This window comes from Bacteroides sp. ZJ-18, from assembly GCF_011038705.2.
GTDB lineage: Bacteria > Bacteroidota > Bacteroidia > Bacteroidales > Bacteroidaceae > Bacteroides > Bacteroides hominis.
This window is the reverse complement of the sequence record NZ_CP072198.1, coordinates 100106-121854: the sequence shown is the minus strand read 5'-3', so window position 1 is coordinate 121854 and position 21749 is coordinate 100106. Positions and strand designations below refer to the sequence as shown.

The following is a 21749-nucleotide window of genomic DNA, read 5'->3' as shown; positions in this document are numbered from 1 at the left end:
TTGAATAGTAAAGTTACGTTTTGGCTGAGGTCTGTGGCTTCACCATAGGTGATATTCTAATCTGACTTCCGATTGTCCGGAAGGTATACTCCTTTAAGCTGACGATGCGGATGAGGTTTATCTGGTTCAATTGGGTAGTCGTCATCATATTCCGAATCCGGATGTTTATTTTGCCTTATTCTCTGCTTGAGATAAGATCGTGGTAAAGAGTCCTGAGGAAGTGAATACTATTCCTGTGGGTATTCCTCCTTCTTTAGACGCTTGTCTGATTAAAGCCAATGACTGATCCGGTGTATTTGAGTACGAATGGTGTGAAAAGCCATATTAAATCGGTAGAAGATTTTGATAAGGTTGGCTTTGATTGGGATAAGATCCAAGTGATGTTTCCGGCAGAAGTGGATACAATCCCTACTGCTCCGGAATATGAGATCGCTAATTGGTAATTTATTTGATTGAAAATAAAATTATAAGGGGAGAGAGGATATTCTCTTTTCCTTTTTTAGGACTCTCTTTATTTTTAATATAATTATAACCTGTTTTTCCAAATACTGGGTCTCGTATATTGGTGGATATCCGTATGAGTAACGGTGTTTATATCAGTCAGAAGAATTTAAGCTACGCAGGTTTGAGAAATCTGGTAGAGAAACTGGAGGGTTTATGTTGAATATAACAGGTTTAAACCGTTTTTTCTTTGTTCGCAATTTTCACGATATACGTTGTAAATATGACGAGGTCTTATCCATCATTCATCAACAGTTAAATCGTGAACCTGATGTCGGTGATGTCTTTATCGTGATGTCTAAAGATTTACGTCTGGTCCGCTTGTTCGGTTATGATCAACGGTTTTGCAGCATATTTGAAAAATATTTCAAGCGTGGGTACAAATTTATGTAGGTAACGTCCAAGGTTAATGAACTTCTTTCTATGCAGAAGACTGTTATGATAGCAAAAAACAGTTAGACGATTACAAACAGATGGTTGGTATTCTTTTGTCTAAAATAACAGCATTGGAAGAGAGGTTGAAAGTCTGTAACAAAAACCTTTATGGTAGCAAGAGCCAAAAGGGTATTAATAAAAGGAAGCGGGAAGCCGAAGAGGACCACACACGTGACATGGATAATTTTGGCAGCACTCCCCAATCCATCGGATCCTCATTGCTGCAGCATGGCGATGATCCTATGTGTGAAGAAAACGCGGAAGCAAAACCCAAGGAGGTTCGTCTTTGTCATCAAGGATTGTCTTATCGCACCATGGGTGCCGACAATACGGTTTGCCATAATAGTGATATTCGTCAACTGCCCGCAGGCGCAATAATCATCAAACATGTCCATAAATATGCTTATGAACAGATCAGCAAGCTGGAGAAGACCATAAGTTATATAAATACTTTTTGGACTCAGCTATTTGCTTACTTAAATGACGGCTCTTATTCAATCGACAATTCCATTGCCGAACGATTTATCCGCCCTTTAGCCGGTGAGTGAAAGAACTCGTTATTCTTCGGAAGCGATAAGATGGCCTGCGTCTCAGCGGTATATCATACCATCATCTCAACATGTAAGATGCAGGGTGTGTCTGTGCTTGATTATTTCAAGAGATTCTTCAGTGAGATTGTTAAAGGACCTAGGGATTATGAACATTTATTGCCCTTGACAATCGGATTGAACTAGTAACAATTTTTTAATTAATATCCTTTTTGACGTTATTTATTAGAAAATCGCCTTGTGGCGGCTTTTCTTAGGGTATACGTCAGAATTGGACGCTAACTATTATTATGCTTAATAACAAATCCGTCTTGATTACCGGAGGAACAGGTTCTTTCGGCAAGAAGTTTGTGGAAATCATTCTCCGTGATTATCCGCAAGTAAAGAAAATTATTATCTACTCTCGTGATGAGCTAAAGCAGTTCGAACTGAAGCAGAAGTATTCGGAGAATCAGTATCCTCAGATGAGATATTTCATAGGTGATGTACGTGATAAGGATCGTCTCATTCGTGCTTGCGAAGGTGTTGACGTTATCATCCACGCAGCTGCTATCAAGCAGGTAGATACCGCAGAGTACAACCCAGAGGAGTGTATCAAGACCAATATCCATGGCGCAATAAACGTGATTGATGCGGCTATGATTCAGGGAGTAAAGGATGTTGTAGCACTCTCTACTGACAAGGCTTGTGCTCCTATTAACCTCTATGGCGCAACTAAACTTACTTCTGATAAGCTCTTCACAGCAGCCAATAATATTAAGGGCAGCAAGAATATTCGTTTCTCTGTAGTTCGTTATGGAAACGTAATGGGTTCTCGCGGCTCTGTTATTCCATTCTTCATCAAGAAGCGTGATGAGGGTGCTGAGTTCTTACCTATCACCAATAAGCGTATGACTCGTTTCAATATCTCTCTTGAAGATGGTGTAGCTCTTGTTATGTTTGCTCTCAAGAACCACCTTGGTGGTGAAATCTTCATACCTAAGATTCCTTCTTATAAGATCTGCGATGTTGCTACTGCCATTGCTCCAAATATGAAGCAGGTTGAAGTAGGTATCCGCCCAGGAGAGAAGCTCCATGAGGAGATGATTACTGTAACCGATGCTCTTGATACAATTGACCTCGGTCGTTACTATGCAATACTTCCTTCAGTATCTTACTGTTGGAATCGAGAGGACTACCTCAAGCATCACCATGCCAAGATGGTTCCTTTTGGATTTCACTACAGTTCTGACATTAACGATGAGTGGGAAACTCCTGAGACCATGCGAGAGAACATCAAGAAGTACGTAGATCCAAATTTTGAGGTTAAGTAATCAGAGGAGAGAAAACAATGAAATTGCCAATCTCATACGGTCGTCAGTATATTTCTGACGGAGATATACAGGCAGTAGTAGAGACACTTAAGTCTGATTACTTGACCTGTGGACCTAAAATACCAGAGTTTGAAGAGGCCTTCTGTGAATATGTACACGCAAAGTACTCTGTAGCAGTTTGCAATGCTACTGCGGCTCTTCACATTGCTGCCATAGCATTGGGTGTTAAGGAGGGTGATAATGTCATCTGTACTCCTATGACCTTTGCTTCTTCTGCCAACTGTATCCGTTTCTGTGGGGGTAATGTTAAGTTTGTTGATATCGATCCTGAGACTTATCTCCTTGATATCAATAAGCTTAAGGAGATTCTGTCTACTGCTCCTAAAGGTACTTACAAGGGTATGGTACTCGTAGACTTTGCCGGCTATCCTCACAATATGGAGGAGTACCGCAAGGTAGCCGACGAATACGGCATGTGGATTCTCGAAGATGCTTGTCATGCCCCTGGAGCATACTTTATTGACTCTACTGGCGAGAGGGTATATTGTGGATGTGGTAAGTATTCTGACATAACCGTCTTTTCTTTCCATCCAGTTAAGCACATCACTACCGGTGAGGGCGGTATGGCATGCACTCAAAATAAAGAGTACTATGAGAAGATGGCTCTCTATCGCACCCATGGTATCACGCACGAGGCAGAAAAGCTTCAGCACGAGGATGGTCTTTGGTATTACGAGATGCAGGAACTTGGTTACAATTATCGTATCACTGATATTCAGGCAGCTCTTGGAACCTCACAACTCAAACGCGCACGCAAGAATGTAGAAATCCGTCGTGAACTCGTCCGTAAGTACAATGAGGCATTCGTAAGCATCCCAGAAATCAAAACCCCATACGAGGCCGCTGATGTTTATCATGCTTACCACCTTTATGTTATTCAGGTGGAAGACCGACTTGGCCTCTATAACTTTCTCCGTGAGAACAGGATATTCGCGCAAGTACTCTATTATCCGCTCAATCTCATGCCGTACTACAAGCAGTTTGGCAACAAGGAGGGCGACCTGCCAGTCGTTGAGGAATACTACAAGCATTGCCTTGCATTGCCTATGTTCCCAACCCTCACCGACGAACAGCAGCAGTATGTAATCAGTAAGGTCAAAAAGTTTGTTAATAAATGATGGATACTAAAGATCGTATACAAATTATTGATGCAATTAGGGGGCTTGCCATTATATCGGTTATTCTGTTACATATATTGCCTGGGATTGTATTGAATTATACTTATTCTTCATTTCATATAGACAAGCTGTTCCTATCTTCCTTTTTATTTCTTTCTATTTATCTTTTAAAGGAATTAAGGATAGAGGTGATTCTCTTTTGAACTATTTCAATAAACGAAGAAGTGGCAGATTATTAAAACAGGTAGTCTTTCCATACTTTATAGTTGTAATATGTCAAATGATTATAATATTGCTGCAAAGTGATAATACGCTGGAAATTAGTGATATATGCCATAGGCTGGTAGGGGAAGGACCAGGGTCTTATTATCTATGGGTATATCTCCAAATATGGCTTATTATTCCTTTCGTATACTTATTTTTAAAAAGGTATAAATGCTTGGGTTTATTTCTTGTGTTGTTAGTATGCCTAACACTGAATTATTGTTGTGTACGAGCGTCTGTTTCTGAAGGTTTATATAGATTGACATGCATTAGGTATTTATTCCTAAGCGTTCCTGCGTATATGTTTTTGTCATTAAAACAATACAACAAGTATATTGTGTTGTTTTGTGTGATAGGCTCTCTTTTGTATTTAACAATCTTGCAAAATATGAATCTTTCACCTTTCATTCTCGATTATGGCTGGGCTTCCCAACAATGGCCTGCTTATTTTTGGACCTTAGCGTTGTTTATCTTTCTGCAAAGGGGAGTGAGTGTTTTAGACTCCTCTGGGAAGCTTTTCACATTTCTGTGTTGGCTTGGACGTAATTCGTGGTATATCTTTATAACTCAGATGTTCATTCTGTGTTACATTAATCCTTATTGGTTGATTTTATCACAAAATGCTGTGGTGAATATTGTGTTGTCAATATTTTTAGTTTTCTTCCTTTCGATTATTCCAGCTCTTATAATTGATTACATTAAAAAAAGAAGAATGAGTTTGCATGAATAGAAAATTAATATTGGGTACCGTTCAGTTTGGACTCCAATACGGAATAAATTCCGCTGGTCGCCCTTCAATAGAACAGGTATCAGACATGCTAAACAATGCCAAGGTAGGAGGTGTCCTGATTTTGGATACTTCCTCAGCCTATGGCAATGCAGAAGAAGTCCTGGGTGATGTAAAGGCTGGCGAATCTTTCAAGATTGTCAGTAAGTATCCAAAGTGTGATAATACGGTTGCTGAGACTTTCAACAATTCTCTGAAGGTTCTTGGAATAGATTGTCTTTACGGATACCTTCTTCATCATTTTGAGGCTTATCGTGAGAATAAGCCCGTCTGGAATGATTTCGTTCAGCTTCAGAAAGAAGGTAAGGTAGATCGTATTGGTTTTTCTCTCTATGAGCCTTGGGAACTCGATCAGATTCTCAAGGATGGTATTCCTTTCTCGCTTATTCAGGTGCCTTACAATATCTTCGACCGTCAGTTTGAGCCATATTTCAAGCAACTTAAGGAGATGGGTGTGGAGATACATGTCCGCAGCACCTTCCTCCAAGGGCTTTTCTTCAAGGATAGGGAAACACTTCCTGAGAAACTTCAACCGCTCAAGAAGTATCTTATTCAGCTCGATGAATATGCAGTAAGCAAAGGTATCTCTGTAGGAGACCTTGCTCTTAACTACAACCTCCATAATCCATATATTGATGGTGTATTGATAGGAGTGGATAACAAAGAACAGCTTCTTCAGAATTTTACTTCTGTAAAGGATATAGAAATTAATCTTGATATAAAGGTTGAAGAATTGGAATTGTTAAAACCAGTTAATTGGTAATAATATGAAGATTTTAGCTATTACGCAGGCACGTTATGGTTCAACCCGTCTGCCTGCAAAAATTCTTAAGGAGGTGAACGGACAGACGCTTCTCGAAATCCATCTCAGGCGCATCCTTCAGTCAAAAACGGTAAGCAAACTTAAGATTGCCACTACCGACGAAGAAGGTTCTAAATACATTGTAAAGGTTGCCGATAAGGTTGGTGTTGAGTACTTCAAAGGCTCTGTTGAGGATGTACTTTCACGTTTCTATGAAACAGCAGAAACAGAAAAGCCTGATTATGTGATCAGACTAACTTCAGACTGTCCTTTGATTGATCCAAATGTTATTGATACCGTAGTTACATTCGCACTCGAACATCCAGAGTATGATTATGTGCATACCGATGCAAAAAGTTTCCCTGATGGTCTCGATACAGAAGTTGTGAAATTTTCTGCTATTGAGAAGGCATATAAAGAGGCTGACTTGAAGTCTGAACGAGAGCACGTTACTCCTTATGTCTGGAAGAATGGAACAGCAAATGGAGGTAATATTTTCAAAACGTACAATTATCCAAATCCCGCAGGTGATTTCAATGCAGATGACTATCGCATAACTATAGATGAGCCAGAAGATTTTGAGGTAATAAAGACTCTTATCGAGCATCTCGGTATAGACAAGGACTGGAAGGCTTATATTGACTATCTCCTTGAACATAAGGAAGTTTATGCAATCAATAGCAAGTTTTCAAACAATGAGGGTTATGCCAAATCACTTGCTAACGATTCAGTAATTAATAAATAAATATTCAGTACAATGGGTAAAGGACAAGAGCTTTACAAAAAAGCAAAAACGTTGATCCCCGGGGGGACATCGTTGTTATCAAAAAGACCCGAGCAGTTGTTGCCCGAGAATTGGCCGGCATATTATAGCAAGTCAAAGGGATGTCGCGTATGGGATCTTGACGGTCGTGAGTATATCGACTGCGGTCTTATGGGTGTGGGTACCAACACACTTGGATATGCTCGTGAGGAGGTTGATGAAGCTGTGATGAAGGTTGTTCGTGATGGTAACCTTACTACTTTCAACTGTCCTGAAGAAGTTTATCTTGCAGAACGGCTCATCAAGATGAATCCATGGGCCGGTGGTGTACGATACACCCGTGGCGGTGGCGAAGCCAACTCTATGTGCATACGTATTGTACGTGCCTATACCGGTAAGGATAAGGTGGCAATCTGTGGCTATCACGGTTGGCACGACTGGTATGTATCTGTAAACCTTGGCGAAAACGATGCCCTTGCGGGACACCTTCTCCCTGGCATTCCTACAGCAGGCGTTCCTAAAGGACTCCGGGGCTCTTCTATACCTTTTCATTACAACAATTTCGAAGAGATAGAGAACATCATTCGCAATACGCCTGATCTTGCAGCTGTCAAGATGGAGGTTTGCCGCAATTTCGGTCCTGCTGAGGGTTATCTTGAACATATTCGCAATCTTTGCAACGAATATGGTGTAATACTCATTTTCGATGAATGTTCTTCAGGTTTCCGAGAGACATTTGGCGGACTTCACAAGAAATATGGTGTTTATCCAGATATGACCATCTATTCTAAGACTATGGGTAACGGATACGTTATTGCTGCAGTTCTTGGAAAGAAAGAAATAATGGATGCTGCTCAGGGTTCCTGGATTAGTTCAACATTCTGGACCGACCGTATTGGACCAACTGCAGCACTTGCCGCCCTTGATGTAATGGAGAAGGAAAAGTCTTGGGAACAGATTACCGCAAAGGGTCTGCAGAACAAAGAACGTTGGCAGGCACTAGCTGACAAGTATGGTTTGAAGATAAATCAATGGGGTATTCCTGCACTTGCCGGTTACACATTCGACTCTCCTAATGCCCTTGCATACAAGACTTATGTGGCCCAGGAGATGCTTAAGAAGGGCTATCTTGCAGGAACAATCATGTACACTTCACTTGCTCATACGCAGGAAATACTTGATGGCTATTTCGAGGCTCTTGATTCTATTTTTGCAGATATTCGCGACTTTGAGGATGGCAAAGATGTAATGGAGGCTCTCGAAGGACCTGTATGTCAGGCCGGTTTTAAGCGACTTAACTAATTTCAAATGACTAAACGAAAGATCTTCTTTCGGGCAGACGCGGGTGTGCGGATAGGTTATGGACATTTCATCCGTACCCTTGCGCTTGCCGACATGCTCCGAGACGATTTTGATTGTACATTCTTCACTCAGTCTCCCTCTGAATATCAGCAGAGGGAGGCTGAGAAAGTATGTTCTCTCGTAGCTTTACCATCCGACAATAGCAAGTTCGAAAAGTTTCTAGACTGTCTTAAAGGCGAAGAAATCGTTGTACTTGATAACTATTTCTACACTTCAGAGTACCAGAAACAGATCAAAGAGAAAGGATGTAAACTTGTTTGCATTGACGATATGCACGACAAGCATTACTATGCAGATGTGGTAATCAACCACGGCTTGACTGATGGGAGACTCTTTGACGTAGAACCTTACACGCGCCTGTGCCTTGGTCTCGACTATGCTCTACTTCGCAAACCTTTTATTCAAGCTTCAAGTACCGCTAAAAATCCTAATAGTTGGTTTATCTCATTTGGAGGAACAGACTATTTTAACTTGACAGAAAAAGCATTGCAGGCAATTCATGATGCTCCCTGTGTTGAAAGTATTACTGTAGTCATTGGGGATGGATACAAATATAAGGATAACCTGAAGAAATATCCGAAGGCAAGAATTATGAAGAACTTGACTGCGGAAAAGATGGCAGATGTAATGCGCAAGTCACAATATGCCATATTGCCATCAAGTTCAGTCTGTATCGAAGCATTAGCGTGTAGATGTAAAGTCGCGAGTGGATATTTCGTTGAAAATCAAATTCAATTTGCGTCTATTTTAGGGCTTCAACGATACGTTCTACCGTTAGGAGAGCTAAACAAAATCTCATATAATGGTATTATCGATAATATTAACGATTACGATTTTGTAAATATAACAAGTTTTACAAAAATCCCTCAAAGGTATATTAATACTTTTAAAACGTTTTTGAAATGAGGTTTCCAGAAGAAATTAATACTGAGCGTTTCCGTTTTGTGAATTATACAAAACTTTCAGAAATAGAATTGCGACAGATTCTTAATATGCACAACCAACCCCTCAGTCGCTTGCTGGATGGAAAACACTGATTCCATATTTTGGAATGACCATTTAGCTTTTATACAGTCGCTTTGCTCACGAAGAGACGGGGTATATTATGCAGTATTTGTAAATGCTATTTGGGTATTTAATGGGGCTGTATAAATATAAACAAACATGCAGATTGACAGGACGAGTACCATTGAAGTAGGGCTTTACTCCTACAAGAATTTTGTGACATTAAACAAGCGGCAGATTGACTCGGTATGGGAATGGAGAAATCATCCCGATATAAGAAAGTATATGTATAATAGTGATATAATTTCTTATGAAAACCATTTGAGATTCTTGGAAGCATTATTTGAAAGAGAAGATGTTGCTTATTGGCTTGTTGCTAAAGGTGAACTGGTAGTTGGCGTGACAAATCTAACAAGCATTGACTTGAAAACTTCGAGAGCAGAATTAGGGTACTACATGATTCCTGATATGCTTAACTCTGGAATAGGCCTTGAGTTTGCATATACAAATATGCTTTTTGCTTTCTCTTATATAGGCTGCGATTCTCTATTTGGTGGAATTGATAAAAGAAATATTAATGCAATCATGTTAGACTCATATCTTGGATGTCAACTGGATTCTGAAGATATAGAAAACATAAATAATATTTCATACATCCGTTGGATTTTATCTTCGGTTGATTTTTTGGGCAATAAAGACAACCTTAATGATATAAGGCAGTTTGTTCGATATATGAAGGCAAATAAACAATATTTCAATTATTTTAAAAAAAATGCTTAATTCAATGAAATTCCATCACATAGGTGTAGCTGTCAAGGACATTTCTGCGACAGCTGCCGTTTATGTGTCAGGAGGCTATCATCAGTCGGAAATAACATACGACCCTGAGCAAAACGTGAATATTTGCTGGTTGACAAAAGAAGGAATGCCGGTAGTGGAACTTCTGGAACCAGTAGATGAGACTTCACCTATCAATAAGACTCTGGAGAAGAATGGTGTTACTCCATATCACACTTGCTATATTGTGGATGACATTGAGCAAGCTGTGAAGGACTTGCGAGAGATGAAGTATGTTATTGTAAGCAAACCGGTAGAAGCCGTGGCTATTCATGGATACAAGGTCAGCTTCTTGTATAACAAGAATGTCGGACTCATAGAGCTTGTTGAGGCTCCTGCAAATATTTAGTGTATGGCAAGATTCGTTTTTAGAAACAATACTATTGAGCGCTTCTTCGGAAGTGAGTATGCCTTCTCTGGTTATGACGATGTTTCCAATATACCGCAGGAAGCCGATGGTTATATTTGGTGGTATCAGGTGCCAATCAAGTTTGAGCAGAATGTCCTTGCAGACGAGATCCGAGGATATGCTCAGAAGCTGAACTATGTACTTAGTCAGATTGATGAAAAAAAGTCGTTTGTAGCTTTCACTATGGATATTCTGTATGCTGTTCCTTTTACAGATGATGATTATCAACTTCAAGCAGCTGTAGCAGAATATAACAATGCGCTCTATGTAGCTGAGGCAGGTCACAAAAGCGTGAAAGTGATTGACATCACAGAGTTTACACGGAAGTTCAATACTTCCGAACTGTTTGACTGGAAGTTTTACTTCATTAGTCAGATGGGTCTGAATCCAAAACTTAGTAAGGATTTCAAGGCTTGGTGGGACAAAAAACAGAATTCCATCAGTCTGAAGCGAAAGAAGTGTCTTGTACTCGACTTGGATAATACCCTTTGGGGTGGCGTTCTTGGTGAGGAAGGTATCGATGGTATCAAGATAGGGGGAGACTACCCTGGAAAAGCTTTCTTATATTGGCAGGAGGCATTACTTGCTCTCTCTAAGAATGGTGTGATACTGACCGTTTGCTCAAAAAACAACGAGCAGGATGTGCTGGATGCTTGGGATAAGAATCCTTTCAATGTGTTAAAGAAAGAGCACTTTGTTGCCTATCGCATCAATTGGACTGATAAGGCGACAAATATTAAAGAACTTGCCTCTGAGCTGAATATCGGTTTGGATAGTTTTGTGTTTGTAGATGACAATCCTACTGAACGTGAACTTATCAAGCAGATGCTTCCTATGGTTGAGGTTCCTGAGTTTCCGACCCAGCCTTACGGATTGATGTCTTTCTTTAAGCAGTTGGTAGAAGATTATTTTAAGGTTTATTCTGTAACTGATGAAGACAAAAAGAAGACTGAGCAGTACAAACAGAATGCTGCACGTGCTCAGGCACAGGCTTCTTTTACAGACTTTGACTCTTTCCTTGAGTCGCTTGATATTCAGATTACCATTGAGGCTGCCAATGAATTCAATACACAGCGTATTGCTCAGATGACACAGAAGACCAATCAGTTTAATCTGACCACACAAAGATATACGGATGCAGATGTCCGTGGTTTTGTAGATTCTGGTTGGAAAGTTTGGTGTATTAGTGTTGCTGACAAGTTCGGAGATAATGGAATCACGGGCGCAATCATGGTAACTCCAGAGGGTACAATCGATACCTTCCTTTTGAGTTGTAGGATATTGGGCAAAGGTATTGAGAATGCTTTCGTAAAGAAGATTCTTTCTTTGCTTGCAAATGCAGGATTTGAAACTATATCTGCTAAGTATCTTCCTACAGCCAAGAATGCACAGGTGAAAAACTTCTGGGAGAAGGTTGGATTTGCCTGTACGCAAGAATCGGAGGATGGCAGCAAGAACTATTCTTTGGTAATTAAGGATGCTGAAATGGAAATCAAAAATTTTTATCATATAATAGTTAAATAATAAAAAACATGGAAGAAAAAGTGTTAGAAATCCTCATGGAGGTTCTTGAAGATAACACAATTGATTCAAATTGCTCGCAGGAAAATTGTGAAAAATGGGATTCAATGGCCCAACTCAACTTGTCAGTTGAACTCGAAGATGCATTTGATGTTTCTTTAGAGCCAGAGCAGATAGCCGAAATGAAGTCTGTTAAGGATATTTGTAGGATTATTTCTGAAATAAAATAATATGGCACATACATTTATCATTGCTGAACTATCAGGAAATCACAATGGTGATATTGAGCTTGCAAAGCAAACTATTCTTGCAGCAAAAGAGGCAGGTGTAAATGCTGTAAAAATCCAAACTTATACGGCAGATACTATAACACTTGATTGCGATACTGAAGATTTTCAAATACATGGTGGATTATGGGATGGGTACAATTATTATAGATTGTATCAAGAGGCATACACTCCTTGGGAATGGCATAAAGAACTATTTGAGTATGCAAAAGAAATAGGTATATGCCTATTTTCAACACCATTTGATAATACGGCAGTCAATTTACTGGAGGAGTGTGGAAATCCTATTTACAAAATAGCCTCTTTTGAGATAACTGACGTAAACCTCATTCGTTATGCAGCAAGCAAAGGTAAACCGATGATAATATCTACAGGGATTGCTACTATTGAAGATTTAGAATTGGCGATAGAGGCATGTCGTTCAGTAGGTAATAACGATATTACATTACTTAAGTGTACATCTGCATATCCGGCTCCTCTTGAAAAGGCCAATCTTTTGACTATTCCTGATATGAAGGAGCGATTTGGAGTTAAAGTCGGTGTTAGTGATCACTCTCTTACCAACACTTTACCAATAGTAGCTGTTGCCTTGGGTGCAACAGTAGTTGAGAAACATATCATACTTGATCGCGCGTTAGGAGGTGTTGATTCAGGCTTCTCTATGAGTACTAATGAGTTCAAGAAGATGGTGATAGCTATTCGAGAGGTGGAACAAGTTATGGGAGAAGCCTATTACCCTGAAGATCCATGGTCTTTATCTGCGAGAAAAGACTCCCGCTCCCTCTATATTGCAGAGGATATGAAGACCGGTGATATCATTACCGAATTGAATGTCCGCTCCGTTCGTCCGGGATATGGTCTTCATCCCAAGTACCTCAAAGACTGTTTAGGTAAGAAAGTCAATCGTGATTTGGAGAAGGGTGAGAGAATGAAATTGGAGTATATACAAAAGTAATACAACTATGACTGTTTTTACCAAGAAAGAAGGTTAATGACAACCACACTTTTATTGTTCAACTTAAAACATTTAACTATGAAGATTCTTAGTTTTCCTCCTTCGATAGAGTCAGTAGTTTTCTGATTGCACAAGTGGAGCCGTAAGGTTCATGGTTCGATACCCCGTTGAGTCATGATTGACAATGTCTTTAGCAGGTAGTATAATAAGTTATTAAACAAATCCAAAGTGGGAGGAAATCTAACCGCCTGCCTTTTTTCTATTTTTAGATATTTACACGCAAATTATGTATAAAGACGTATTGAAATATAGCATTTTTGGAATATTGTATCACATAATGAGGCTGTTCCGAATGCACGTGGATTACTTCCATCCTGAGAGATTTTCTCATGACATTCCCTTGTATGCTTACCCATACCTTCCCGGTATACTAGGAAATAAATGTTACGGTAATATTCACGCTATAAAAAATGCAACTGGAAAGAACTTCCATAAGCATTGCATGATAGAACATGGGCTTTATTTTGCAGAGTATGTGTTAAAGGATGAGTGTATAATGCCCTGTATTGATACAATTTATACGTATAGTAATTATCGAAAGAATGCTATACTCAAAGAGTTCGGTAAAAACTTTGATAAAGAAATTATTATGGTAGGGCCTTATATCCAATATGTCGATTATTTCAAATCGAAGGATAAACTTAAAGCATTAAAAGCTCAACTCGGTAAAATATTGCTTGTTTTTCCAACACATAGTTTTGAAGATTGCGATGATTTATACGACTTCAACCAGTTTTCTCAATGTATTGACGAAATGGCGAAAGATTATGATACAGTTCTTATTTCAATGATAGGTTATGATATACAGCAGGGTTTTGATAAAAAGTATAGGAATAAAGGTTATAGAATAGTATCATCAGGTACTCGTAATGATCCTTACTTTTTGAATAGACAAAGGGATTTGATGGAGTTGGCAGATATGACTATTTCTAACAACATAGGAACGCATATAGGTTATAGTATTTGTTTAGGAACTCCTCATTATATTTTTAACCAAGACATCACGTCTATAAAAAAAGCAGCATCTGCGCAAGCCTCTGATCATCTTCAGGCTATACGTGACAGGGAATATGCTGAGATTAAAGCTGTATTTAACTCACGAGAGCCTATCATTACCCCTGAACAAATTGCAGTAGTCAAAAAATATTGGGGACCATTTGAAATAAAACCCAAATTTTATGCCAATACTCAAGAATAAGATAGTTATATATGTAACTACTCGCTATATTACATACGCACTACAATTCCTCTTATCTCTCGCAATAGCCGTCAGATTAGGTCCTTTCTATTTGGGTGTGTATGGTATGGTAAATCTGGTTATCAGTTATTTCGGGCAAGTAAACTTTGGAGTACCACATGCATTGAATGTCTTTCTTATTCATAATAAGGAGAACCGACAAGTTGGAGACCTGTATTCATACAATGCCTTTGCGTTGTATACATATCTCAACATGGCTATTGTAATAGGTTCCGTAATTGTAAGTATAGCTGGTTGGACTAAATGGGGTGAGTATGACCTTGGATCATATTTTCCTTTGATTATAGCAATTTCTATACTCACATATTATAATTCGATTCTTACAACTATTATTCGAGTTAGAAATGAAGTGAATGCGTTATCAGTAATCGGGTCTATTGGAGTATTCTTAAATCTGTGTATTGTATGGTTTTTCAAGGAAAATACATTGGTGTTTGCTTTAACTTTAGCAAATCTTTTGGCTTGCATATTAACGGCTGTTATTTGCATACGAAAGGGAGTATTTCCACGGAGACAAAGCAGAACTTTGCAACTACAGAAACAAAAGTCTATACTACAGAAGGGGCTATACCTTTTCTTATATAATTCTTGTTTTTACTTCATATTGATATCTATACGTACCATCATTAGTGTAAACTATACAGTAGAAGAGTTCGGTTATTTTACGTTTTCATTTACTATAGCTAATGCGGTGATGCTTCTTTTGGATTCGTTTAATACAATTCTCTTTCCTAAAACAATTGATTTGATGTCTTCTGATGATAACAAGAAAAAGGCTGATGCATTAGAGAAAATGCGAGTAGGTTATATATTAACCTCACATATGCTTATTTATCTGGCAATGATTTGTTTCCCGGTTTTAGTATGGTTTATACCGAAATATATGCCAGCATTAAGTTCTATGAATATGATAGCACTTGCGGTGTTGATGAATACCAACAGTTACGGATATTCCAATATGCTGATTGCTCAAAACAAGGAACATAAAGCAGGCTTTATTTCAGCGGTTTCTCTGATTGTAAATATAATATTGGGCTTAGGTTTGGCTAAGATACTGAATGTGGAATACTCTTATATAACAATTGCCATTCTTGTTGCATATATGATATCCTCATTCCTTATGGCATACGAGGGTGACACCATTCTAAGAAGAGAAAAGAGTGTGAGCTATACTTTGAAGCATTTTTTTCCTATAAGAATGTTTATTCCATATATGATAGCTTTGATTATATCATGTACTCAAATAGAATACCTCATTTTCATTCCATTATTGGTATTCATTATGCTGAATTATAAAGATCTTCAATTTTTGAAAAATATTGCCTTGAAACTTATTAAAGAGCCAGAGGTAATAGATGTGTAGAGAATATGTTATACGTAGTCAATTATGCGAATGGCGAACCATACGAGTCATATCGAAAGATAAATACCCGTACTGCCAAGTGGTTCGGTAAGGCCGATAGGATTATTGAATATTCCTCTAAAGATATTCCACAGTCATACAAAGAAGCTTATAAGGATATTTTTGCATATAAGCGCGGGAATGGACTTTGGTTATGGAAACCATACTTAATAAATAAAGCATTGGATGAAATCAAAAATGGAGATTGGTTAATGTATCTTGATGCAGGAACGACTGTAATCAGAGATCTTCATCATATCATTCGACATACAGAAGGCCAAGGATTGGATATATTCCTCATGGAACAACCATTACTTAGTCGTCAATTTACAAAGCGTGAATGTTATGTAAAGATGGGGTTGGAGGATCATGGAGAAAACCAGGTATTGGGTCTACTACTACTACTACGAAAAAGTTCCACTAGTGTCGCCTTTGTAAAAGAATGGTTAAATTTATGTGAAGATGAAGAAATGTTATCTCCGAAGAAATTTCATCCTGAGATCGCAGAGTTTCCTGATTATGTTTCTCATAGAGAGGATCAGTCTGTACTAAATTTGCTCCGGTTAAAATATAATATTCCTGTATTTCGTGATTGCTCGGATTATGGAGAGATGCCATACATGAATGCGTGTAAGGAATATGCGTATAATCCTATGTCGTATGATAATTGCAATTATTCAACTTTAGTTTTATGTAATCGAAAGGTAGATCCTCTGATGTATTTAATAAAATATTATGTAAAGAAGATTTTCAGATGGTCTGGACTGTATTATACTGAAGAAAAAGAACTAATGAAAAGACTGTATTAGAAGATGACAATATGAATATCGTAATCTTTGATGATAAAATTGGTGGACATCATTTAGAGTATGTTCATCATTTGTATGAAATGGCTCTATCGAGGCCAGATCATCGGTTCATTTTCGTTATACCAGATCTGTTCTATGATGTTAATGATAAATTTCAATGGATCAATGCAACGAATATTACTTTTGATTTAATTCCACGTGAAAAAGTTTCAAATAAAGAAGGAAGTATAATTCATAGCATAAGAAAATCTGCTACTATTGCTAAGCTTGTTAATAAATACTGTAAAAAGCACAGTGCTGATATTGTATTTATGAATAGCATTATGACAATAATACCAGCTTCTTTGTTTTACTTTAATTCTAAGGTTAAAATATCTGGTATAATTTATCAAATATATTTGTATCGTGATAGTAAATCGTCATTGCTACTTAAAATGATAGATCGTATCAAATATGTTGTTTTGTCAAAAAAAAGAACTTTTGCGTTTGTTTTTATTTTAAACGATGAGTCGAGCGCAAAGAAACTTAATTCAATATATAAAACTGATAAATTTAAGTATCTAACGGATCCATATATATCATTAAAAGAAGAAAATATTGACATCCGGAGATATTATAATATCCCAGATGATCATAAATTGTTAATTCATATTGGTTCATTAGAAAGAAGAAAGGGGACACTTGTTGTTTTAGATTCGATATTGAAATTACCCCAAGAAGATAGGTGTAAATATACATTCTTCTTTGCAGGTAGAGTAGATAAGGATATTAAAGTTGAGTTTTACGAAATAATAAATGCAATAGAGGATGTTAATGTTGTTGTCAAAGATGAATTTTGCTCATATGGTTTTTTTGCATCATTGTGCAAGGTTGCTGATGCCATATTGTTGCCATATTTATTAGATAGTGCTAGTAGTGGCATTATAGGATATGCTTCCCAATTCAATACGCCAGTAATAGCAACATCTACAGGATTGATAGGTGAGTTAGTTAAAGAATACAATTTAGGTCATTTATTACCAACCGTTAATGCGTCTTCGCTAATATATGCTTATTATCAATTAGATAAGGGATTATTAAATAAGCCTGATAATACTTATTGTTCGACTCACACAGTAGATAAATTTAATGAGGCAATTGTTGATATAATAGATTGTAATTACAGATGAAATATTACTTTAATATACTGGATTTGTTCCCTTACTTTATTTTATTTACACTAATATGTTTTATTATTAATAATAAAAAGAGAAATTTATTTTATTTAGTTATTGTTGTTATTGTTTTTTTGAGTATAAGATACGGTGTCGGTTACGATTACTATGAATACAAGGAATGCATACAGTATCCAGGTGTTAAACAGTTCGAACCTATCGCTCAAGCCTTAATAAATTTTACTTCAAGCATACACTATCAATGGTTCTTTGTAATTACAACTGTAATAACGATAGTACCTGTTTACATTGTAAGTAAGCGTTATTCGATTATGCCGATATTATCATTCATGATTTATATGCTTGTACCAATGTTTTTTTTGGATGGTATGAGTACTATTAGGAACTCAATAGCCTATCCTATGATATTATTGGCTTTTATGATATTGTTGCGAGAAAGAAAGAAATATCTATCTGTTATTCCAGTCATAATATCTTTGGGATTCCATAATTCAGCTATTATTGCTTTAGCAATTCTCCCATTAGCTTTTATCACCTTTAAAAGGAGAACGGCATTTTTTTTCTGGGTTGTATCTTTTATCATTTCTCAAGCTCATATAGTAACGCTGTTAGAGAATTATTTAGACCTTCCATATATAAGTAGAGCTGCATGGTATTTGTCAAATACGCCGGACAACCACTCAGGGAGAACATTATGGATAGTTGTTAATATTATCAACTTAGTTAATTTTTACTATTGGAATAAACTAAAAGCTCAAAATATTGAAGTTGGTAAATTTTTGATGGTATATAATTTGGGATGTATTCTATATAATTTAACCATATCTATTGAGCCAACTTTTGCTCTAAGATTATCTAATTATTGTAGTATATTTTTAATGTTAATTGCTCCGTATTACGTTTATGTATTACCATGGGGGATAGCGCGTAATAAGCGGTATATATATTTGTTTTTTATAATATATTTCTGTTCTATATTTTTTGTAGTCATTCACGGTACACCTGCAGGTGAAAGGATTAGTTTTCTGCCCTATCAAACTTTTTTTTCTCATATAGATTAATTAACTTATGAAGATATCTGTTATCATACCAACATATAATCCTGGAGGCTATTTATTTGAATGCCTTGAATCAGTTTTTAAACAGACACTTAATGCATCAGAATACGAAGTTTTGATCATTTTAAATGGTGATCAGAATCCCTATGAAAATAACATTAAGAAATTCTTATTAGGATATGAGCGAGTGAATAATATTAAATATTTTTATTCTAGTAAAAAAGGAGTATCTATAGCTCGAAATATTGGTTTAGATTTAGCAATTGGCGAATATATTTGTTTTGTTGATGATGATGATATAGTGTCTGAGAACTTTTTATCAGAATTGTATAATGTTTCCAGCCCCGATTATGTGGGCTTGTGTAATATCTTTAGTTTTCATAATCATCCTTCCGAAATGGGAACAGAATTTTTTGTTAGTGATTATATTAGGTATAAAAAAAGAATAGAAAATGCAGATGTGGTAGGATATAGACGTTATATCTCTTATCCTGTTGCGAAGTTGTATCATCGTGATATTATTAAAAGCAGGAGGTTTGATACCAGATTTACTAATGGTGAAGATGGACTTTTTTCAAGACTTATCTCAGATAAATATAAGGGACTGAGGTGTACATCTGAATCGGCTGTTTATTATGTTCGCATACGAATTGGGTCTGCATCGCGATCAAAATTATCGCTTGGGAAAATATTGAAAGATACCATATTGTTGTGGTTTGTTTTGATAAAGTATTACTTTTCAAATCCTAGAGATTATTCATTTAAATTATATGCATACTCAATTTTGAGTGTTTTAAAAAATAGTTTCGTCCTTTTAAAAAATCGTTGAATCTGAGGTTAAGCACTCAAACTAGGGTCCGAAATGATTATTTTAATCTTGCTGCGACCAAAATTATTATCACAATGTTTAGCAGTGAAAAGTGTGTTACGAAAGATTTCGCTTGGCGGATTACTTCGTATAAGTGTTGATGCATTTGATAAGGGACAAGCTTATAAAGACCGTATGGAAGTAAGTAAGAAGAATGTGGATGTCTTCATGGTATATAAAGGCTCTTCCAGTTTAATTGTGTGGTTCGTACAGATAAGCTGCAATGCAGATCCGTATGGGATTATTTTTCGCAAATTTTTCACTGGAATTTTTAATGATTGCAGAGATTGGTTGAGCCTCTCTCTGCAAAATATTGACTTTGCAGTATATCTATAGATAAAATTAATCAAAATTAACAACGATTTTCAGTACGATATACCCAGTGTATCGTACTGAAAATCATATACTCTAAATTGAGTACTAACATGACAATATCTCTTATCACTGTCACTTTTAATAGCTACTTTACTCTTCGTGATACTCTTCAATCGGTTTTATCTCAGTCTTATCCTGATATCGAATATATTATCATTGATGGCTTGTCAAATGATGGTACAGTTGATTTGATTAGAGAGTTTGCGCCTCAGTTCAATGGATGTCTGCGTTGGATAAGTGAGAAAGATAACGGTCTTTATGATGCCATGAATAAAGGAATTCGTATGGCTACTGGGGATATTGTCGGTATAATTAATTCAGATGATTTTTATCACAGGAATGATGTTATAACTAAAGTGGTAGAGGCTTTTGATAATACAGATACACAAGTCGTTTATGGGGATGTGCGTTTTGTGAACCCTAAAAATTTGGATAAAACAGTGCGTTATTATTCTTCTAAGAACTTTGCCCCACATTTGTTCCGGTATGGTTTTATGCCTGCGCATCCGACTTTCTTTACTTATCGAAAGTATTTTGAGGAGTTTGGCTATTATAAAACAGATTATAAGATAGCTGCTGATTATGAGCTCCTTATCCGCTTCTTGTATGTGCGTCAATTGAAAAGTAAATATTTACCATTTGATTTTATGAAAATGCGTACGGGAGGCACCAGTACAGCATCTGTAAAAAGTAATATTTTACTGAATAAGGAGATTGTCAGGGCGTGTAGGGAGAATGGAATTTGGACTTGTTTGCCACTTTTATGTTTAAAATATGCTGTGAAGGTTTTTGAACTGTTATTGATAAAAGAATGAATATACTGATTACAGGAATCCATGGATTTATAGGTTCTAATTTTATCAGGGCCTTGAGAGATAAACATACATTATATGGACTTGATATTATCTTTCCTTGTAGAGATGGAGTGAGCCAAACATTTTCTTGGCGAGATATCGAACCCACATCTTTTCCTTTTCAAACTCTTCCCCAGTTTGATGCAATCATTCATCTTGCCGGAAAGGCTCATGATACGAAAAACCAATCAGCTGCTCAGTCTTATTTTGATATTAATACCGGCCTGACTCAAAAGATATTTGATTTCTTTTTGGAGTCTTCTGCGAAGAAATTCATATTTTTTAGTTCAGTAAAAGCTGCGGCTGATAGTGTAGTGGGAGATATGCTTACTGAGGATGTTATTCCGGCTCCTGTTGGGTTTTATGGAGAGAGTAAGATCAAGGCTGAAGAATATATAAAGGAGCATTTAGAATACTCAACAACAGAGAAACAGGTGTATATTCTTCGTCCCTGCATGATTCACGGACCGGGAAATAAAGGGAATCTGAATTTATTATATAATGTAGTGAAAAAAGGAATCCCTTGGCCTCTTGGCGATTTTGATAATCGTCGTTCGTTTACTTCAATCGATAACCTTTGTTATGTGATTGAGGGGCTTTTGAATCAGGATGTACCTACGGGTATTTATCACATGGGGGATGATGAAGCTTTGTCAACAAATGAATTGATTGCCATCATGTGCGAGGCAATGGAGAAACAACCTCGTATCTGGAAGATGAATAAGCGTTTTATGGAAGCTTGTGCCGGATTGGGCACTTTACTCCACTTGCCTTTGAATACCGAAAGACTTCGTAAACTGACGGAGAATTATGTGGTAAGTAATGCTAAGATCAAAGCAGCTTTAGGTATCGATAAATTACCTGTCACTGCTAAAGAAGGATTAATGAAGACCATTCGTTCATTTGAAGAAACTAAATAACTT

The 21749-nt window shown here is 37.1% G+C and carries 24 protein-coding genes; 23 read left to right on the top strand and 1 reads right to left on the bottom strand.

The features are described from left to right. Positions 1–13: 13 nt before the first annotated feature. The gene (locus G7Y45_RS20020) at positions 14–148 is read right to left on the bottom strand and encodes a hypothetical protein (RefSeq protein WP_256379950.1); all 135 of its coding nucleotides are present in this window, start codon (positions 146–148) and stop codon (positions 14–16) included. Positions 149–278: 130 nt separating this feature from the next. Here G7Y45_RS20020 and G7Y45_RS00535 point away from each other — a divergent pair, with 130 nt between their 5' ends. The 23 genes from G7Y45_RS00535 (at position 279) to G7Y45_RS00430 (ending at position 21746) form a co-directional block, all read left to right on the top strand. Beyond that, positions 279–443, top strand: a complete 165-nt coding sequence (locus G7Y45_RS00535; protein ID WP_165017550.1) for a hypothetical protein — start codon at positions 279–281, stop codon at positions 441–443. A gap of 531 nt (positions 444–974) precedes the next feature. Further along, entirely contained in the window at positions 975–1484 is a 510-nt protein-coding gene (locus G7Y45_RS19855) for an IS66 family transposase (RefSeq protein ID WP_241159077.1), read from the top strand. 290 nt (positions 1485–1774) lie between these two features. Continuing rightward, positions 1775–2797 carry a UDP-N-acetylglucosamine 4,6-dehydratase (inverting) gene (pseB, locus tag G7Y45_RS00525; protein WP_165017547.1) on the top strand — a complete coding sequence of 341 codons (1023 nt, stop codon included), beginning with the start codon at positions 1775–1777 and terminating at the stop codon, positions 2795–2797. A gap of 17 nt (positions 2798–2814) precedes the next feature. Continuing rightward, on the top strand, positions 2815–3975 hold the full coding sequence (gene pseC / locus G7Y45_RS00520) for a UDP-4-amino-4,6-dideoxy-N-acetyl-beta-L-altrosamine transaminase (RefSeq protein WP_165017544.1): 1161 nt from the start codon (positions 2815–2817) through the stop codon (positions 3973–3975). 55 nt (positions 3976–4030) lie between these two features. After that, on the top strand, positions 4031–4969 hold the full coding sequence (locus tag G7Y45_RS20070; protein WP_371729417.1) for a hypothetical protein: 939 nt from the start codon (positions 4031–4033) through the stop codon (positions 4967–4969). Continuing rightward, complete coding sequence (locus tag G7Y45_RS00515; protein WP_165017541.1) at positions 4962–5789, top strand: aldo/keto reductase; 828 nt, start codon at positions 4962–4964, stop codon at positions 5787–5789. The genes G7Y45_RS20070 and G7Y45_RS00515 overlap by 8 nt, the downstream gene beginning before the upstream one ends. 4 nt (positions 5790–5793) lie before the next feature. Then, a complete protein-coding gene (locus tag G7Y45_RS00510; protein WP_165167657.1) occupies positions 5794–6573 on the top strand; it encodes a cytidylyltransferase domain-containing protein in 780 nt (259 codons plus the stop codon). A gap of 12 nt (positions 6574–6585) precedes the next feature. Continuing rightward, the gene (locus G7Y45_RS00505; RefSeq protein WP_165167659.1) at positions 6586–7893 is read left to right on the top strand and encodes an aminotransferase class III-fold pyridoxal phosphate-dependent enzyme; all 1308 of its coding nucleotides are present in this window, start codon (positions 6586–6588) and stop codon (positions 7891–7893) included. A 6-nt stretch (positions 7894–7899) separates the two neighbouring features. Next, entirely contained in the window at positions 7900–8859 is a 960-nt protein-coding gene (gene pseG, locus G7Y45_RS00500) for a UDP-2,4-diacetamido-2,4,6-trideoxy-beta-L-altropyranose hydrolase (protein WP_165017538.1), read from the top strand. Between the two features lie 258 nt (positions 8860–9117). Beyond that, entirely contained in the window at positions 9118–9738 is a 621-nt protein-coding gene (gene pseH, locus G7Y45_RS00495) for a UDP-4-amino-4,6-dideoxy-N-acetyl-beta-L-altrosamine N-acetyltransferase (protein ID WP_165017535.1), read from the top strand. Positions 9739–9742: 4 nt separating this feature from the next. Then, positions 9743–10144 carry a VOC family protein gene (locus tag G7Y45_RS00490; protein ID WP_241159074.1) on the top strand — a complete coding sequence of 134 codons (402 nt, stop codon included), beginning with the start codon at positions 9743–9745 and terminating at the stop codon, positions 10142–10144. A gap of 3 nt (positions 10145–10147) precedes the next feature. Continuing rightward, positions 10148–11728, top strand: a complete 1581-nt coding sequence (locus G7Y45_RS00485) for an HAD family hydrolase (RefSeq protein WP_165017529.1) — start codon at positions 10148–10150, stop codon at positions 11726–11728. An 8-nt stretch (positions 11729–11736) separates the two neighbouring features. Further along, entirely contained in the window at positions 11737–11955 is a 219-nt protein-coding gene (locus G7Y45_RS00480; RefSeq protein WP_025815006.1) for an acyl carrier protein, read from the top strand. Position 11956: 1 nt separating this feature from the next. Beyond that, on the top strand, positions 11957–12967 hold the full coding sequence (gene pseI, locus G7Y45_RS00475; protein ID WP_165017527.1) for a pseudaminic acid synthase: 1011 nt from the start codon (positions 11957–11959) through the stop codon (positions 12965–12967). A gap of 286 nt (positions 12968–13253) precedes the next feature. Then, entirely contained in the window at positions 13254–14225 is a 972-nt protein-coding gene (locus G7Y45_RS00470; RefSeq protein ID WP_032543926.1) for a hypothetical protein, read from the top strand. Positions 14226–14478: 253 nt separating this feature from the next. Then, positions 14479–15648: a hypothetical protein gene (locus G7Y45_RS00465; RefSeq protein WP_241159072.1), complete on the top strand. Its 1170-nt coding sequence runs from the start codon at positions 14479–14481 to the stop codon at positions 15646–15648. 5 nt (positions 15649–15653) lie between these two features. Then, entirely contained in the window at positions 15654–16496 is an 843-nt protein-coding gene (locus G7Y45_RS00460) for a hypothetical protein (RefSeq protein WP_165017521.1), read from the top strand. Positions 16497–16507: 11 nt separating this feature from the next. Further along, complete coding sequence (locus tag G7Y45_RS00455; RefSeq protein WP_165017518.1) at positions 16508–17665, top strand: glycosyltransferase; 1158 nt, start codon at positions 16508–16510, stop codon at positions 17663–17665. After that, positions 17662–18732, top strand: a complete 1071-nt coding sequence (locus tag G7Y45_RS00450; protein ID WP_165017515.1) for an EpsG family protein — start codon at positions 17662–17664, stop codon at positions 18730–18732. The genes G7Y45_RS00455 and G7Y45_RS00450 overlap by 4 nt, the downstream gene beginning before the upstream one ends. 7 nt (positions 18733–18739) lie before the next feature. Next, a complete protein-coding gene (locus G7Y45_RS00445) occupies positions 18740–19558 on the top strand; it encodes a glycosyltransferase family 2 protein (protein WP_005802140.1) in 819 nt (272 codons plus the stop codon). Positions 19559–19591: 33 nt separating this feature from the next. Further along, entirely contained in the window at positions 19592–19933 is a 342-nt protein-coding gene (locus G7Y45_RS19850) for a hypothetical protein (RefSeq protein WP_241159070.1), read from the top strand. An 89-nt stretch (positions 19934–20022) separates the two neighbouring features. Next, positions 20023–20787, top strand: a complete 765-nt coding sequence (locus G7Y45_RS00435) for a glycosyltransferase family 2 protein (protein WP_005802142.1) — start codon at positions 20023–20025, stop codon at positions 20785–20787. Continuing rightward, complete coding sequence (locus G7Y45_RS00430) at positions 20784–21746, top strand: NAD-dependent epimerase/dehydratase family protein (RefSeq protein ID WP_165017512.1); 963 nt, start codon at positions 20784–20786, stop codon at positions 21744–21746. Before G7Y45_RS00435 ends, G7Y45_RS00430 begins: the two co-directional genes overlap by 4 nt. The last annotated feature ends 3 nt before the right edge of the window (positions 21747–21749 follow it).

What these genes read in the sequence shown, in the direction of transcription:
- G7Y45_RS00485 (WP_165017529.1), top strand. Translation starts at nt 10,148, where the DNA reads ATGGCAAGATTCGTTTTTAGAAACAATACTATTGAGCGCTTCTTCGGA.
- G7Y45_RS00460 (WP_165017521.1), top strand. Translation starts at nt 15,654, where the DNA reads ATGTTATACGTAGTCAATTATGCGAATGGCGAACCATACGAGTCATAT.
- G7Y45_RS19850 (WP_241159070.1), top strand. Translation starts at nt 19,592, where the DNA reads ATGATTATTTTAATCTTGCTGCGACCAAAATTATTATCACAATGTTTA.
- G7Y45_RS00505 (WP_165167659.1), top strand. Translation starts at nt 6,586, where the DNA reads ATGGGTAAAGGACAAGAGCTTTACAAAAAAGCAAAAACGTTGATCCCC.
- G7Y45_RS00490 (WP_241159074.1), top strand. Translation starts at nt 9,743, where the DNA reads ATGAAATTCCATCACATAGGTGTAGCTGTCAAGGACATTTCTGCGACA.
- G7Y45_RS00535 (WP_165017550.1), top strand. Translation starts at nt 279, where the DNA reads ATGACTGATCCGGTGTATTTGAGTACGAATGGTGTGAAAAGCCATATT.
- G7Y45_RS00450 (WP_165017515.1), top strand. Translation starts at nt 17,662, where the DNA reads ATGAAATATTACTTTAATATACTGGATTTGTTCCCTTACTTTATTTTA.
- G7Y45_RS20020 (WP_256379950.1), bottom strand. Translation starts at nt 148, where the DNA reads ATGATGACGACTACCCAATTGAACCAGATAAACCTCATCCGCATCGTC.
- G7Y45_RS00430 (WP_165017512.1), top strand. Translation starts at nt 20,784, where the DNA reads ATGAATATACTGATTACAGGAATCCATGGATTTATAGGTTCTAATTTT.
- G7Y45_RS00515 (WP_165017541.1), top strand. Translation starts at nt 4,962, where the DNA reads ATGAATAGAAAATTAATATTGGGTACCGTTCAGTTTGGACTCCAATAC.
- pseH (WP_165017535.1), top strand. Translation starts at nt 9,118, where the DNA reads ATGCAGATTGACAGGACGAGTACCATTGAAGTAGGGCTTTACTCCTAC.
- pseC (WP_165017544.1), top strand. Translation starts at nt 2,815, where the DNA reads ATGAAATTGCCAATCTCATACGGTCGTCAGTATATTTCTGACGGAGAT.
- G7Y45_RS00455 (WP_165017518.1), top strand. Translation starts at nt 16,508, where the DNA reads ATGAATATCGTAATCTTTGATGATAAAATTGGTGGACATCATTTAGAG.
- pseB (WP_165017547.1), top strand. Translation starts at nt 1,775, where the DNA reads ATGCTTAATAACAAATCCGTCTTGATTACCGGAGGAACAGGTTCTTTC.
- G7Y45_RS00445 (WP_005802140.1), top strand. Translation starts at nt 18,740, where the DNA reads ATGAAGATATCTGTTATCATACCAACATATAATCCTGGAGGCTATTTA.
- G7Y45_RS00470 (WP_032543926.1), top strand. Translation starts at nt 13,254, where the DNA reads ATGTATAAAGACGTATTGAAATATAGCATTTTTGGAATATTGTATCAC.
- G7Y45_RS19855 (WP_241159077.1), top strand. Translation starts at nt 975, where the DNA reads ATGGTTGGTATTCTTTTGTCTAAAATAACAGCATTGGAAGAGAGGTTG.
- G7Y45_RS00435 (WP_005802142.1), top strand. Translation starts at nt 20,023, where the DNA reads ATGACAATATCTCTTATCACTGTCACTTTTAATAGCTACTTTACTCTT.
- G7Y45_RS00465 (WP_241159072.1), top strand. Translation starts at nt 14,479, where the DNA reads ATGGCTATTGTAATAGGTTCCGTAATTGTAAGTATAGCTGGTTGGACT.
- G7Y45_RS00480 (WP_025815006.1), top strand. Translation starts at nt 11,737, where the DNA reads ATGGAAGAAAAAGTGTTAGAAATCCTCATGGAGGTTCTTGAAGATAAC.
- G7Y45_RS00510 (WP_165167657.1), top strand. Translation starts at nt 5,794, where the DNA reads ATGAAGATTTTAGCTATTACGCAGGCACGTTATGGTTCAACCCGTCTG.
- pseI (WP_165017527.1), top strand. Translation starts at nt 11,957, where the DNA reads ATGGCACATACATTTATCATTGCTGAACTATCAGGAAATCACAATGGT.
- pseG (WP_165017538.1), top strand. Translation starts at nt 7,900, where the DNA reads ATGACTAAACGAAAGATCTTCTTTCGGGCAGACGCGGGTGTGCGGATA.